13 protein-coding genes are annotated in these 14945 nt (G+C 61.8%); 2 read left to right on the top strand and 11 right to left on the bottom strand.

Annotation, left to right across the window (positions count from 1 at the left end; translation table 11 throughout):
- Nucleotides 1-10 precede the first annotated feature (10 nt).
- The gene (locus KKQ10_RS09035) at nt 11-1303 is read left to right on the top strand and encodes an MFS transporter (RefSeq protein WP_215500877.1); all 1293 of its coding nucleotides are present in this window, start codon (nt 11-13) and stop codon (nt 1301-1303) included.
- Nucleotides 1304-1315: 12 nt separating this feature from the next.
- The gene (locus KKQ10_RS09040; protein ID WP_215500878.1) at nt 1316-2083 is read left to right on the top strand and encodes a substrate-binding domain-containing protein; all 768 of its coding nucleotides are present in this window, start codon (nt 1316-1318) and stop codon (nt 2081-2083) included.
- Here the strand turns inward: KKQ10_RS09040 and KKQ10_RS09045 are convergent.
- The 11 genes from KKQ10_RS09045 to KKQ10_RS09095 all read right to left on the bottom strand — a co-directional run bounded on the left by KKQ10_RS09045 (nt 2073) and on the right by KKQ10_RS09095 (nt 14408).
- On the bottom strand, nt 2073-2987 hold the full coding sequence (locus KKQ10_RS09045) for a LysR family transcriptional regulator (protein ID WP_215500879.1): 915 nt from the start codon (nt 2985-2987) through the stop codon (nt 2073-2075). The two genes, KKQ10_RS09040 and KKQ10_RS09045, sit on opposite strands and share 11 nt — an antisense overlap.
- A 60-nt stretch (nt 2988-3047) precedes the next feature.
- On the bottom strand, nt 3048-3671 hold the full coding sequence (locus tag KKQ10_RS09050) for a hypothetical protein (RefSeq protein WP_215500880.1): 624 nt from the start codon (nt 3669-3671) through the stop codon (nt 3048-3050).
- 107 nt (nt 3672-3778) lie between these two features.
- Complete coding sequence (locus tag KKQ10_RS09055; protein WP_215500881.1) at nt 3779-4852, bottom strand: 3-oxoacyl-ACP synthase III family protein; 1074 nt, start codon at nt 4850-4852, stop codon at nt 3779-3781.
- The gene (locus KKQ10_RS09060) at nt 4849-5091 is read right to left on the bottom strand and encodes an acyl carrier protein (RefSeq protein WP_215500882.1); all 243 of its coding nucleotides are present in this window, start codon (nt 5089-5091) and stop codon (nt 4849-4851) included. The genes KKQ10_RS09055 and KKQ10_RS09060 overlap by 4 nt, the downstream gene beginning before the upstream one ends.
- A gap of 36 nt (nt 5092-5127) precedes the next feature.
- Nucleotides 5128-6465, bottom strand: coding sequence for a class I adenylate-forming enzyme family protein (locus KKQ10_RS09065; RefSeq protein WP_252191549.1), 1338 nt, complete (start codon nt 6463-6465; stop codon nt 5128-5130).
- 38 nt (nt 6466-6503) lie between these two features.
- The gene (locus KKQ10_RS09070; RefSeq protein WP_215500884.1) at nt 6504-6818 is read right to left on the bottom strand and encodes a hypothetical protein; all 315 of its coding nucleotides are present in this window, start codon (nt 6816-6818) and stop codon (nt 6504-6506) included.
- Between the two features lie 41 nt (nt 6819-6859).
- A complete protein-coding gene (locus KKQ10_RS09075; protein ID WP_127650952.1) occupies nt 6860-7678 on the bottom strand; it encodes an SDR family oxidoreductase in 819 nt (272 codons plus the stop codon).
- Entirely contained in the window at nt 7678-8451 is a 774-nt protein-coding gene (locus tag KKQ10_RS09080; RefSeq protein ID WP_215500885.1) for an SDR family NAD(P)-dependent oxidoreductase, read from the bottom strand. The genes KKQ10_RS09075 and KKQ10_RS09080 overlap by 1 nt, the downstream gene beginning before the upstream one ends.
- Nucleotides 8448-9629, bottom strand: a complete 1182-nt coding sequence (locus KKQ10_RS09085) for an oxidoreductase (RefSeq protein ID WP_215500886.1) — start codon at nt 9627-9629, stop codon at nt 8448-8450. Before KKQ10_RS09085 ends, KKQ10_RS09080 begins: the two co-directional genes overlap by 4 nt.
- The gene (locus tag KKQ10_RS09090) at nt 9626-10699 is read right to left on the bottom strand and encodes an AfsA-related hotdog domain-containing protein (RefSeq protein ID WP_215500887.1); all 1074 of its coding nucleotides are present in this window, start codon (nt 10697-10699) and stop codon (nt 9626-9628) included. The genes KKQ10_RS09085 and KKQ10_RS09090 overlap by 4 nt, the downstream gene beginning before the upstream one ends.
- Before the next feature lie 64 nt (nt 10700-10763).
- Complete coding sequence (locus KKQ10_RS09095; protein WP_215500888.1) at nt 10764-14408, bottom strand: indolepyruvate ferredoxin oxidoreductase family protein; 3645 nt, start codon at nt 14406-14408, stop codon at nt 10764-10766.
- Nucleotides 14409-14945 lie beyond the last annotated feature (537 nt).

Genomic DNA, 14945 nt, shown 5'->3' on the forward strand with positions numbered 1-14945 from the left:
GTTCTTTTCTATGACAGCCTCAATCCCACATGGCGGCTCGCGGGCCGGCGCTATCTTCCGGGTCACCTCGGGCAACTTCCTCGAACAGTTCGACTTCTTTCTGTTCGGCTTCTACGCCACGCAGATCGCGGCGGTGTTCTTCCCGGCGAGCAGTGAGTTCGCCTCCCTGATGATGACGTTTGCCGTGTTCGGCGCAGGCTTTCTGATGCGTCCGCTGGGGGCGATCGTGCTCGGTGCGTACATCGATGATGTCGGTCGGCGCAAAGGGTTGATCGTCACCCTGTCGATCATGGCCAGCGGCACGATCCTGATTGTGCTGGTGCCCGGATACGAAACCATTGGTCTGTTTGCACCCGCGCTGGTGTTGGTCGGGCGGCTGTTGCAGGGCTTCTCTGCCGGTGCGGAGCTGGGCGGGGTTTCGGTGTATTTGTCCGAGATCGCCACCCCGGGCCGCAAGGGTTTCTTCACCGCCTGGCAGTCGGCCAGTCAGCAAGTGGCGATCATCGTCGCCGCTGCTTTGGGCTACGCGCTGAACGCATGGATGGCGCCGAGCGTAGTGGCCGATTGGGGCTGGCGGATTCCGTTTTTCGTCGGCTGCCTGATCGTGCCGTTCATCTTTGTGCTGCGCCGTAACCTGGCGGAAACCGAAGAATTCGCCGCACGCAAACACCGTCCGAGCATGCGCGAAGTGTTCCGCACCCTCGGCCAGAACTGGGGCGTGGTACTCGGCGGGATGCTGATGGTCGCGCTGACCACCACTGCGTTTTACCTGATCACCGTGTACGCGCCGACCTTCGGCAAAACCGTGCTGCACCTGAGCACCTCCGATGCGCTGCTGGTGACCTTGCTGGTGGGTGTGTCGAACTTCTTCTGGCTGCCGATTGGCGGTGCGTTGTCCGACCGCATCGGTCGTCGCCCGGTGCTGATTGCCATGTCGCTACTGGCCCTGGCCACCACGTATCCGGCGCTGTCGTACCTGGTGCAGGCGCCCAGCTTCAGCCACATGTTGCTGTCGCTGCTGTGGCTGTCATTCATCTACGGCATGTACAACGGCGCGATGATTCCGGCGCTGACCGAGATCATGCCGGTGGAAGTGCGGGTGGCCGGATTCTCCCTCGCGTACAGCCTGGCGACCGCGGTTTTCGGCGGTTTCACCCCGGCGATGTCGACCTTCCTGATCCAGTACACCAGTGACAAAGCCGCGCCCGGTTACTGGATGAGCGTCGGCGCGCTGTGTGCGTTGTGCGCCACGTTGTACCTGTATCGCCGCGCAGGCGGACGTCTGCAACCGGTTGCCGCATAAGGAGCAATCATCTTGAAAAAACTGATCAATCTCAGCGCCGTCGCCCTCTTCGCTTTCAGCGCCCTGGCCCACGCGGAACAACTGAACGTGATGACCTCAGGCGGCTTCACCGCCGCCTATAAAATCCTCGGTCCGAAATTCGCCGCGGCCACCGGCAACACCCTCGACACCCAACTCGGGCCGTCGATGGGCAAGGCGCCGGAGGCGATCCCCAACCGCCTGGCACGCGGCGAGCACGCCGACGTGGTGATCATGGTCGGTTACGCCCTCGATGACCTGATCAAGCAAGGCAAGGTCGACCCGGCCTCGCGGGTCGAACTGGCGGATTCACGGATCGGCCTGGTGGTGCGTGAAGGCGCGCCGAAACCGGACATCAGCAGCGTCGACGGCCTGAAGAAAACCCTGCTCGACGCCCAGTCGGTGGCCTACTCCGACAGCGCCAGCGGCGTGTACATCGAGCAGCAGTTGTTCAAGAAACTCGGTGTCGAAGATCAGCTGAAACCTAAGGCGAAGATGGTCCCGAAAGTCCCGGTCGGTTCGGTGGTTGCCACGGGTGACTATCAACTGGGCTTCCAGCAGGTCAGCGAATTGCTGCCAGTGCCGGGAGTGAGTTTTGTCGGGAAGATTCCGGAATCGGTGCAGTCGGTGACGCGCTTCGCCGCCGGCATTCCAGTCGGCGCGCAGCATCCAAAAGAAGCCAAGGCCCTGCTCGACTACCTCGCTGCACCCGCCGCCCAGGCGGACGTGCAGGCCACCGGTCTGGACTCGATCAAGCGCTGATCGTTGGCGGCTGGACTTTCATTTCCACCACCAGTCGCTCCAGTTCCAATGCCGCCGGGGTCAAGGTGCGACCCCGGCGCTTGATGATGCCGACACTGCGCATCACTTGCGGATCGGTCAGCGGCACCCGCGTCAGGATCGGATGATCCGGCCCCGGCATCGCCATCAGCGGCACGGCCGCCACCCCCAACCCCGCCTCCACCAGACCAATCATCGTCGTCACATGCCGCGTCTCGCAGATGCTCGAGCGCTGCGGCACCACACTGCTCAAGGCCTGATCCAACAGAAAACGATTGCCCGAGGTCTTGTCCAGCGAGATGTAATCCTGCTGATAGAACTCGTCCCAGGTCACGCTGCTGCGTCCGGCCAACGGATGATCGCGACGGCAGGCGACCACATAGCTTTCCTGCACCAGCGGTTCGAATTCGACTTTGACCTCTTGGGTGCCCATGAAACTCAAACCGAAATCCGCCTCGCCATTGACCACTGCGCTGAGCACATCGTGGGCGCTGGAATCGAGGACTTTGACTTTGATTCGCGGGAATTGCTGGTGATAACGGGCGACCACCCGCGGCATGAAGTAGTACGCCGCCGACGGCACGCAGGCCACGGTGACGTGACCCATCCGGGTCGAAGCGACTTCGCTGATGCCCAGCAGCGCCACGTCCAGATCATCGAGCAAACGCTCGACGCTGGGCATGAAACCGCGCCCGGCCTGGGTCAGGCTGACCTTGCGCGTGGTGCGTTCGAACAGCTTCACGCCGAGGGCGTCTTCGAGCTTTTCGATGCGTCGGCTCAGGGCCGGTTGCGACAGGCGCACGGTGTCGGCGGCCTTGCGGAAACTGCCCTGCTCGACCACAGCGCGAAAGGCTTGCAGGTCGTTGAGGTCGAAGTTGATGGCCATGGCGGAACTCGCAGAGACTGATTCGCAAAGGTTATCAATGTAACCAATTGATGCGAGTTTTTACACCGTGCGTCCCGTAGAGAGTTGCCGCTGGATGGAGGCAAGGTTGCGCCGCCGGATCCAGCCGCTGGCCAGGCGGATCAGCAGCCAGTACGGGGTAAACAGCATTTTCGTCCGCGTGGTGGCGCAATAGACGAAGGTTTCGGTGCGCAACGTGCGGACGTTCCGGGGATGTTCGATAACCTGAAAACGCAGCACCAGTTTCGCCGCGCTGGGGTCTTCCAGTGCCTTGAACGCTTGCGCGTCAGCGATGTGGCCAGTCTTCAGGTCCGGGCGCCAGAAGCGTCCGGTCAGGCCCAGGGACACCTCGGACGACGTGCGTTCAAGTAAGGTGAAAGCGTCAAACCCGAAAGGCGCGGTGTCCTGCTGCGGCGCGCCGCTGCCGATCTTGCGCAGTAGTTTTCCCGGCAGTTCGCGCAGCGATAGCAGCGCATCGACCACGCGGTCCTCGCGCATGTCCAGCGCGCAAACGGCGGCGATGATGTCTTCGGGCTGCGCACGGATCGCACCGGATTCGTGGCACTCGTGAAACTGGAACAGCGGCAGAAATGGCGAAGGATATTCCCACAGCCGATGATCCCTGCGCCCGATGATGCCAATGGCTTTGCAGAATGTGCGGTTCATGAAGCAGCGGTTCCGTGTGATCAGACGATTTGCACCAGGGCGCGGCACCTTTGCGGGTCGATGCGGGCATCGCCGCAAAGGTGCCGTGTAACGCCGTTCAGTCGCGGTCAGGCCTGCAAACGCTCACCGGCAATCGATGCCGGAGTGTCCGCCAGCGCGGTTTTCTCAGGTACTTCGCAGCGTGCCACAGCGGTCGTCTGGCGCAGATCAACCTTCAACGCGCCCCACGACAACCCGGCGCCGAACCCGCACAACACAACGTGCTCGGCCTGCGGCGTGCCGATTGTGGCATGGCGCGACAACACGATCGGAATCGAGGTGGAACTGGTGTTGCCGACGCCATCAATGTCCACCGGCATTTTTTCCGCCGCCACACCAATCATCCGTCGCAGGTAATTGAGCATGAACTCATTCGCCTGGTGCAGCACCAGCAAGTCCAGCGTAGCAGCACTCGAGCCTGTGGCGTCGAGCAAGGCCTTGACGGTCTGCGGGACCCGGTTCAGGGCAAAGTTCATCACCGCCGTGCCGTCCATCTGCAAGCGCTGGATGGTCGCGCAGACGTGGCTGCCCTCCTCCCGGGCGTAGGCGATGTCGGACTGCAGCGCCGCACCGCCGCTGCCATCGGCGCCGCAGATGAACTCGAACTTGCCCGCACCCGGCTCCAGCAAGGTTGCCGAAGCGGCGTCGCCAAAGAGCATTTTCACGTGGCGGTCGCGCTCGTCGAGGATTCGCGTGGTGACGTCGCCGGTGCACAGCAGGATCTTCTTGCAGGCCCCGGATGAAATCAGCGCGCCCGCTTGCACCAGCGCACTGATGTAGCCGGAGCAGCCAGCCGCCACATTCAGCACCAGGCAATGCTGCGGCAGGCCGAGGGCCTGCTGCACCATGAACCCGACGCCCGGCACCCACGAATCCGGAGTCTGGGTCACCACGATCAGGCCATCGATATCCGCTGCCGCAGCATGCCCTTGATCGAGCAGGTTGCGGCACGCGGCGATGATCAGGTCGGAGGTGTGCAGGGTTTTGGTTTCGCGGATCGACTGGATACCGGTGCTTTTGGCGATACGCGCGACTTCCTTGGCGCCGAACAGTTCGGCGAAGTCCTCTTCGGTCACCCGGCGCTCAGGCAACGCCGCCGTGACCGCACGGATGGCGACGCCTTCAATGGTCAGCAGGCTCATGCGGCGTCCTTGATTTTGCGGTCGATCAGATCGAACAGATCCTGCACCGTGACCACGCGCTCGATCTCTTCGCCCGACACGCTCACGCCGGATTGTTCGAAGACCAGGGCGACGATCCCGATTCGCGCCATCGAGTCCCAGTTGTCACTGTTTTCCAGCACGGTTTCACCGCGCAGCTCGGCCAGTGGAATGAACAGGATTTCAGCGATGCTTGCGCGCATTTTTACCAGATCAACCATTTGTCATTTCCTTATAACGTGATGAGTAAACCGGTCTCACGACTGGGCGAGAACGCCGGGGTGACGCATTTTCTTGAAGCGGCTGGTGTACAGCGGGGTCTCGGCAATGGAGATCACCCGTGGCAGTTGCTCCTGCGTCAGTACGCCGCGAACGTGTTGATACAAGCGGACCTTGAACGCCTCCAGCGTTTCCGGCTCGAACAGCGTGAACCGCGCCGCAACGATCTGCCCGAGCAACGGGTTGGGCTGCGCGTAGACCACCACGTCAGAGACGTTGTCCAGGCCCATCAGCACGCTTTCCACGTGCGACGGAAACACCTTCTTGCCGCCGACATTGATCAGGTCGACTGCCCGCCCCGTGACCCGGAAGTAGCCCCCGTGTTCTTCGGCCAGGTCATGGGTGATCAGGTAGCCGTCGCTCGACAGGTCACCGTCGTTGCCCAGATAGCCGAGCATGTTGGTCGCCCCGCGCACCTGCAAAATGCCGTCGACCACCCGCAGGCTGTACTTCGGATCGTCGACCTTCATCCACGCGCTGTCGCCGTCCTTGCTGCGGCACGGCAGCACGCCGATCTCCGACATCCCGTACAGCTGCTGCAATTGCACGTGCGGCATGAGGTTGGCGATACGTTGGATGGCCTCAGGCGAACTCGGTTCGGAGCCGAAGTAGATGCGCTGCAGGCTGGTGGTGTTCCACTTCTGGAAGACCCCGGTGATCGTCGCCAGATTCAGCAGCGTCGGCGACACATGCAGGGTTTGCACGTTGAACGCCTCGATACAGCGACCGACCTCTTGCGGCGAACGCTCTTGGGGCAGGATCAACGTGCCATGGGTCGCCAGCGCTTGCAGCACCGTGACCAGCCCACCGATGTGATCGAACAACAGAAACGCCAGAATCGCGCCGCAACGCTCGGCACCCAGGTAGCGCTCGAAGAACGGCGCGATGCTGTGTACCACGCCTTTGGCCGGGCCGGTCGAGCCTGAAGAAAACACAATGAAGCCGGCCTGATGCTGCGACAACAGGCCGTCTACGGTCGGCGGCACGAAACTGTTGGCGTGCTGGATAACCGCAAACTCCGGCATCCCGCCGATAACGGAAAACCGCGCGCCCGCCGCACCCGACAATTGCGCCAGCTGCTCCTCGCCCTTGGGCACCGACAGCGCCACCACGTTGTTGTGCAGCCACAACGCGAACAACATGCAGACGCTGTTGAAGCTGTAGTTGTCGACCAGCAGCACGCACGAATCGCGGACGGACTTTGCCGCCAGCTCCGCGCCGTACGCGGTTATTTGCGCGTGCAACTGGTCATAGGTAAAACGCCCCTCATCGCTGACGATCGCCAGTTGGTTGCCGGCGCTTTTCAGATGAGCCATAAATGCTGCTACTTGCATATCCAACCCCCGTCGTTCGATCAAACGGCTTGCGCCTGAGCTTGCGCTGCAGACAACCGGTCCATGATGTAGGCGATCAGCGTGCCCAGCGTGGCAAACGGCGTGGCTGATTCGGGCAGGTCGGTGGTGTCGGCCAGGCGCACGTCGACGCCCAACTGACTGCGCAGCTTTTCCTCGACATCGACGATGATCGATACCAGGGTCAGGGAGTCGATGCTGCCGTCCACGCCGTAGAGGCGGCTGTCTTCGCCACGGGACAGATCGATCGGGGTGTTCAACAACAGATCCTGTTGCCGAACGGCTGACTCGGTCAGCGCTTTGACTAGATTGAACATTCCAACATTCCTTTATTGGCTGATGCAGGTCCCTGCGTTCACTACGCTTGAGACAATGGCTGATTGGCTTTCTGGTGATCGGCCAGCGCCGTGCGCATGTCGACGAATATCCCGCTCTTGATCCCGTAGGCATCCGGCGCGTCAATCACCGCCAGAATGTCTTTTGCACGTTGCGCCGGCGAGACCATGTAGCCGGGCGCCAGGGCCCGTTGCTGCAGCGACTTGAGGTCGGCGAAGTCGGCGGTGCGCTGGCTGAAACTCACCTGCCGCGACAGACCGGTGTCGACATTGCACAGGCCGAGCACGGCGAAGAAGACTTCCGGATTCTCCTCGGCATAAACGCCGGCCAATGCCGCCAACGCGGCTTTCGACAGGCTGTACGGCAACGTGCCCGCACGAAAGCGCACGCCGGCCATCGAGGCCGACAGCACGCAGGTCGCCGGCCGCTGTGCTGCCGACAGCATCAAGTCAAGAATGGCTTTGTTGGCCAGCACGTTGACGTTGAGCACATGCTGCAATTCGTCCAGCGAAAACTCCCCGCCACGCCCCGGCACGTTTCCGCTGACTCCGGCATTCAAGAAAACTCTGTCGACGCCCTGCTCCAGAACGCTGGCCAGGTTGTCCTTGAACAGCTCGCCCATCTCGCTCGGCCGGGAGAGGTCGAACGGCCGAAAATGGAAATTCGGATGGTCCATCAGGCCATAGGGCTGACGCCGCGAAGTACCGAAAACCGTGTGGCCGTTGTGCAGATGCAGTTGCGCCAGCGCCTCGCCGATGCCGCTGCTCACGCCGGTGATGAACACCCGCTGCCTGCCCTTCTCGCGGGATCCCGTGCCTGGATTGCGCTTGACCGTGTGCATCAGAATTTACCGGCGGAAAAACCGCCGTCGACCGGCATCACGGTGCCGGTGACAAACGAAGACGCATCGCTCAACAGCCACAGGATCGCAGCGGAAATCTCGCCCGGATTGGCGAAACGCTTCATCGCCGTCACCTGCAACTTGTGCTTGGTCGATTCCGGGTTGGCCTTCAGCCGTTCTTCGGAGTTCATGCCGCCCAGCGTCGGGCCGGGGCACACGGCGTTGACCCGAATCGAATGCCGTTCAGGCAAGGCTTCTTCGGCGCATTCAATCGCGCAGACCTGGGTCAGCATGTTCAGCGCCGCCTTGCTGGTGGAGTAAGCGCTTTGCCTGGCAACCCCGAGCAGACCGGCGCAGGACGAGACGTTCACAATCGAGCCGCCGGCGTGTCTGGAGATCAGGTTGGTCTCGTGCTTGAGCAACAGCAGCGGGCCCAGCAGGTTGATCTCCAGCACGCGCTTCCAGTCAGGGAAATCCATGTCGCGGATCGGCGCATGCCTGGATGTAACGCCGGCATTGTTGACGGCCAGATCAAGGCGACCGTGCTTGTCATTGATGACGCGGAACAGCTCGATCACCGAGGCCTCATCGGTGACGTCGCTTTTGATGAATGTGCAGTTTTCGCCGAGACGACTTTGCGCGGTCAAGCCATCGTCTTCGTTGCGGCCGGTGATGTAGCAGATGCAGCCGGCGTCGATCAGCTTCTGGCTGACATCGAAACCGATCCCGCGTGTGCCGCCGACAACGAGGGCGATCTTGGCGTTGAAGTTCATTTCAGGGTTTCCTCATAGTGCTGTTGTAGTTGTTCGGGCCGTCGATACTCAGGATTGACGCAGCAGTACACGCGCTCGGCCATGGGGTCTTTTTTGTCGCGGAAGCAAAAGGCATCGCCTCGGCAGCGGTGGACCTGATCCGCTCGGCCCGCCAGTTGCTTGGCAACAAAGTGGTTGTCGGCGAGCATGGCGCGGCCGAACCCGACGAAATCGGCATCGCCGCTGGCGATGATTTCATCGGCTTGCGCCACGTCCGCGACCGAGCCGGTGAACCCCAGCGGAATTCGCACGAAACGCTTCAGATAGCGACAGCCGTTGCGCGACATGGCCAGGGCCTGTTCGGTGTTTTTGAAAAAGAAGCGGAAGGTCTCGCTGATGCCCAGCGAACAGGTAATCGCCGCCACCCCGCTGGCCTCCAGCGCGGCGACGACATCACCCAGCAACGCGGCGTGCTGCCCTTGCGCGCCGAGGCCGTCGTCCATGCCCAGGCGCACGGTGACCGCGACCTTGTGGTCGGTGGCCTGGCGAATGCCGTCGACAATCGCCAGCAACAGCCTGGCGCGCTTGAGCGGCGTGCCGCCCCAGTCGTCCTCGCGCTGGTTGGTCTTGGGCGACAGGAAGCTGCTGATCAAATAGCCGTTGGACGCCTGCAACTGGATCAATGTGGCGCCGGCCTGCTGCGCGTAGCGGGCGGCGACACAGAACTGTTCGATGCAGCGCTGGATCTGCGCGTCCGTCATCGCCACCGCCCGTGCCTCGGGATAGGAGCTGAGGATGGTCGGGGACGCGATGGCGCTGGGGGTCAGAATAATCCCCTGCTTCGACGGTAGGGACTGCGGCCCGTAATGCTGCAGTTGCACCCCCAACGGGAAACCCCGCGCCCGCGCCGCTTCAAACAACGGACGCAGGGCCTGCGCGTGGGCTGCCGAGGTCAGACGCAGACCTCGGCTGTTGTAGCGCGCATCGGCGTCGACGCTGGCATTGCCGAGAAAACCAAAACCGGCACCGCCGTCCATCAAGGCTTGATAGACCGAGAAAAACGCCGGCAGCGGGAAGCCGTGTTCGTCACACAGGTCCATGCCGAGCGAGGAAAAATACAGCCGATTCTTCGCCACCGCCTGCGCGCCGAAATGCAGCGCCTGCGTGGCCGCCGGGAAGCTGTGGTTGTCCACGATCATTGTTTCAGCGCCGCGAGGGCCGGCTCATCGAGGTGGACGAAGCCGCGCTTGATCATGTCGCTGATCACCTGCAGGCCATTGAAATCCACCTCGGCAAAGTCCCACGCCGCCTGTGTGCCCTGCCCGGCGCGGCGCACGTGGGTGATGAAACTCAATTTGCCTTCGTAGACGATATTCAGGGTCACCGGGTCGGGTAGATCCGCCGTGGTCGTCACGCAACCGCTCTTGCCCAGACCCAACAGCTGCACCGGCACCTTGTGCCCCTTGGCGTCGCTGATCGTGCAGGCCAGCTTCGATGGCTGCAGCGGTGCAAACCAGTCGTTGGAGTAGATGAAGATATTGCGGGTCTTTTCGAACAGCGGCATATCGATCACGGTGGCTTTGGTGTCGACCGTGGCGAACAGCGTCTGGCGTTGATAGAACGCGACCCGCAGATGGATTTTCTTCGGCGACGTGGCATCGCTCGGGGTCATGTTGTCGACCACCAGTTCGACCGGGTACATCAGCTCGGCGTAAGCGAAGAAGCTCGCGTTCAGCTCATTGACGCTGACGGTGACGGCGCCGCGCGCATGCTCGGTGTGGTGGTACAAGTGGTGATAGACCGCCTGGCGCGCCGCTTCGATGAACATCGTCCCCGGCACATGTTCATGCGCCTTGCGGTAGAAAAAGTAGTTGTCAGCGTTATTGATGAAGCGGAACGAACTGGCGCGGCGAATCGGCGGAATCGATTCGCACAGGGCGGCGACGGCAAACTCCAGGTTGTCGATCCCGGCGTCAGCCGACTGCAATTGCGCGGCAACGCTCTGGTAAGGCAGCGCCCTCACCCGGTTCCATTCATCGTCGGCGCCCACGCCGTCCATCCGGCTCTTCTTCTGCAGGTCGGGCGCAATCTCGAAGCGGCGCTGCGGGTTGGCGCAGGAGACATAGTTGCGCACCAACGGGTTATGCCCGTTGGCCTCGATCAGGGCTTCGTTCACATACAGCGGTAGCGCGTCTCTGGGTGCGCCAATCAAAACGTCGTCAGCCGAACCCTTGTGCAGGAGGTCGGGGGAAATGCTGTCGTTATTCATCGTGGTCAGCTCATCTCGGTAGTTGTTGTATTTCTTGTTGTGCGGGACTGGCGATCGCCTCCGGTCAGGAGGCTTCCATCACGTCGCGTTCCTCTGCGCTCCGTTGCCTGGCGATGACGGTGGATGGATGCCATGACTCGACACCGTGAATGACCGGTTTGTCTGCCAGAATCTGCTCGATAAGGTCTTTCTCGCGCAGACGGGCCGCCGCGATCGAACGATCCTTGACGTGGCCGTAACCGCGAATCGAATCCGGCAGGCTCGCCCAGGCAACGAACGCCGGCAGACTCTCCGAGTTCAATTTCGGCAGCAGGCGTTGCAAGGTTTGTTCGTAATCACTGAGCAAGCGGCGCTCTTCGCGACGCTCGGCGGAATAACCCAGCGGATCGAACCGGGTGTGGCGCAACACGCGGCCCTTGGCCAGGACCTTCAACAGCGGCAGGATCCAGCCGGAGAAGGCGATCTTTTTCGGCTCGCCAGTGCTTTCCTGATTCTTGCGCAGCAGCGGCAGAGCAAAGTGGAATTTCAGGCGAATGCCGCCGTCGAACCGGGCTTTCAGCGAGTCGGTGAAACGGCGAGTGGTGAGCAGCCGTGCAACTTCGTACTCGTCCTTGTAGGCCATCAGCTTGAACAGGTTGCGTGCCACCGCGTGGGTCAGCGCGCTGTCATCACCGGCCGCCGGCAGCGTGCGCAGTTGCTCGATGACCTTGCGATAACGCGCCGCATACGCTGCGTTCTGGTAGCCGATGAGGAACTCGCTACGGTTGTTGATCAGTTGTTCGAGGCTTTCGCGGCGGCCGCGCATGTCGCTGATGTCGCGGATCGCAATCGTCGACACGGCATCCACTGGCTGATCCAGATAAGGCGCAACGAAGGCTGAGTCCTGCGCCCACAACCGGCCCCAGGCGAAGGCCAGATGGTTGGCGGCGGCGCTGCCGGCCAGGTCGATGGCCTTTTTCAGCGCGGGCAGCGACACCGGCACCGTGCCCTTCTGCCAGGCGTAACCGAGCAACAGCATGTTGGCTTGCATCGGGCTGACCAAGGTGTTCGCCAACTCAGCGGCATCGAGGCTGTGGAAGTGCCCGGCGCCGACCTTTTGTTTCAGGAACGCTTGAATCGCGTCGGTTTCAACACCCAGTTGGGTATTGCGCAGCATCGCGCCGGTCTGGGTCAGGGCGCTGTTGGCGATGACCACGGTTTTGTTCGGTCGCAGCGTTGCCAGCGCATCGTCTTCGCTGGCCACCACCAGATCGGCAGCGAGCAGCAGGTCGGCACCACCGATGTCGATGCGGTGTTGGTGCAACGCATCGGCATCGCCGGCCAGACGCACGTGGCTCAACACCGCGCCGCCCTTTTGCGCGAAACCGGTGAAGTCGAGCACGCTGACCGCACGCCCATCCAGGTGGGCAGCCATGGCAATTGCCCGCGCCACGGTCACCACACCGGTGCCGCCAACCCCCACCAGCAGCATTTCATACGGCACGTCGAGCGAACGCTGTACGGACGGCAGCGCCAGCGCTTCGGCCCGCGCCAGCACCTGGGCGCTGTCGGCCAGTTTGCGCGGAAGTCGCCGTGGTTTGCCGGTCACTGTCACGAAGCTTGGGCAGAACCCCTTGATGCACGACAGATCGGTGTTGCACGAGTGTGGATCGATCCGGCGTTTGGCGCCGAACGGCGTCTCCACCGGGATCACCGACAGGCAATTGGATTTGACCTGGCAGTCGCCGCAGCCTTCACAGACCGCCTCGTTGATCACCACTTCAGTCTTCACCACGGGTGCTGGCAGTTGCTTCTTGCGCCGACGCCCTTCGACGGCGCAGACCTGATCGAAAATCAGCACGCTGACGCCACGGGTGTCGCGCAGTTGCAACTGCACGTCTTCCAGCTTTTCACGGTGAAACACTTCGATGCCCTGGGGCAGGCTGTCATGCGCCTGATAGCGCTGCAGGTCGTCGGCCACCACCACAATCCGCTGCGCGCCTTCGGCTTTGAGCAGCTCAACAGCCTTCTTCACCGTGAGCTTGCCGTCGATTGGTTGGCCGCCGGTCATGGCCACCGCGTCGTTGTAGAGCAGCTTGTAGGTGAGGGTCGCACCGGCCGCGATGGCCTGACGCACGGCGAGGAATCCGGAGTGGAAAAAGGTCCCGTCGCCGATGTTCTGGAAGATGTGCGGGGTCTGCACGAACGGTGCCTGGCCCAGCCAGTCGACCCCTTCCCCGCCCATCTGCACGCTGCCGGTGGTCGAGCGTTCCGGCATGCGCGCGGCCATCGCGTGGCAGCCGATGCCGAGCCGCGCTTCACTGCCCTTGGGCACCTGAGTCGAGGTGTTGTGCGGGCAACCGGAGCATAGATAGGGCGTGCGCCGGATCCAGTCTTCGACCCGCGAGACGCTGGGCACGCACCAGAAATCCGGCAGGCTCAGGTCGATGCCCAAACCTTGCAGGCGCTGCTGGAGCAATGCGGCGATACGCGACGGGCGCAGCTCCTCATGATCCGAGATCAGCGGTTGGCCGTGTTCGTCGGTCTTGCCGATGATCACCGCACGCTGATCATGCGCTGCGTTGTAGTACCTCTGTTTGAGCTGTTCTTCGACGATCGCCTGCTTCTCTTCGATGATCAGCACCTTGCCGGCGCGCTGGGTCCAGGCCTCCAGCACCGGTGACAGCGGATAGACCAGGTTGATCTTCAGCAGCGCAACGCCGGCGTTTTCCAGTTGTTCAAGGGAGATGCCGCATTGCTGCAAGGCCTGGCGCACATCGCCATAAGCCTTGCCGACTGCTGCGATGACCAGCGCCGGTTGCGCAGGCGCAGTGACGGCGGTGTCGATCGGGTTGGCCAGGGCAAACACCCGGGCGGCGTCGAACTTGAACGCGGTCCGGCGCTCGATCTGCATGCCCGGCAGGTCCGGCCAGCGCCAATGCAGGCCGTCCGGGCCCGGATCGATCTGCGGGGTGACGAACTCGGGAAGCGGGATCGACTCGACAGAACTGGTGGCCTCGACGGTCTCGGTGATCGCCTTGAAACCCACCCATAACCCGGAGGCCCGGGATAACGCCCAGCCCCACAGGCCGCAGCGTTCATAATCGGCCAGCCCCGCCGGGTGAATCACCGGCAAGCCCCAGGCAATCAGCGTGCGGTCGGACTGATGCGACATCGATGACGATACACACCCGTGATCGTCGCCGGTGACCACCAGCACGCCGCCGTTGGGCGACGAACCATAGGAACTGCCGTGTTTGATCGCGTCACCGGAACGGTCGACCCCCGGCCCCTTGCCGTACCACATGCCGAACACGCCGTCATACAAACGCTGCGGATCGCTTTCCACACGCTGGGTGCCGATCAGGGCTGTGGCCGCCAGGTCTTCGTTGATCGCCGGCAGAAAGCGAATGTTCGCGTTCTCCAGGACGGCCTTGGCCTTGACCAGCTCGCGGTCCACGCCGCCCAGCGGCGAGCCGCGATAACCACTGACGAATCCCGCCGTGCGAACGCCGTTGGATCGATCAAGTTCAGCCTGCGACAGCAGCAATCTCACCAGCGCCTGCTGACCGCTCAAAAAGATCCGTTCGTTGGGCTGCGCGTGTTCCCGGCAATACATCGAGCGACTGTCATATTGCTCGATTCGCGCCAATACCGCGTGAGCTTCATCAGTCGCCAATTTGTCGGGTTGCAGGCGTTGATGTTCTGAATCAATGGTATCCAAGTACACAGTTTCAAATCCTTATGAAAACTTCACATTAAATATGCTTATTTGCGCACTACAGCAGAGGTTGCATCAAAATTTTCGACCGCTGAACGACGGAAACTCGGGGGAAACAAGTACCTGCGGGCCACCTGGCAAGACACACTCATACGGCTCCGCGATTTCTCGGGAGCACATCAAGTTAATTCAGTCTTTTTAAACAGACAGCAAGAAATCCAGGTACAAATTTTCAATCCCTTATGAAAACTTTACTTTAAATAGATGTACTTTCTCGCCTCGGCGAACATAACTTCAGACTGGCGAATTCGCTCAGGCGAGAGTGACGCTTTTATAAGCGTGCGACGGCTCGCGGCGATCCGGTTTAACTGAAGTTGCTGAGGTTATGAACCGTTCAAGAAGGCATCACCTGCGGCTTGAAGGGCAAGCTGCTGCACAGGGACCTTTCGGTTTTTTGAAATGATGAACCCGGCTGAATCCGCGCTTCTCCGGGACTCTGCCAAGTGATTGTCATGAATTTGGCGACGTGACAATGACGCCACGATG

Source organism: Pseudomonas sp. MG-9 (genome assembly GCF_018729515.1).
Lineage (GTDB): Bacteria > Pseudomonadota > Gammaproteobacteria > Pseudomonadales > Pseudomonadaceae > Aquipseudomonas > Aquipseudomonas serboccidentalis.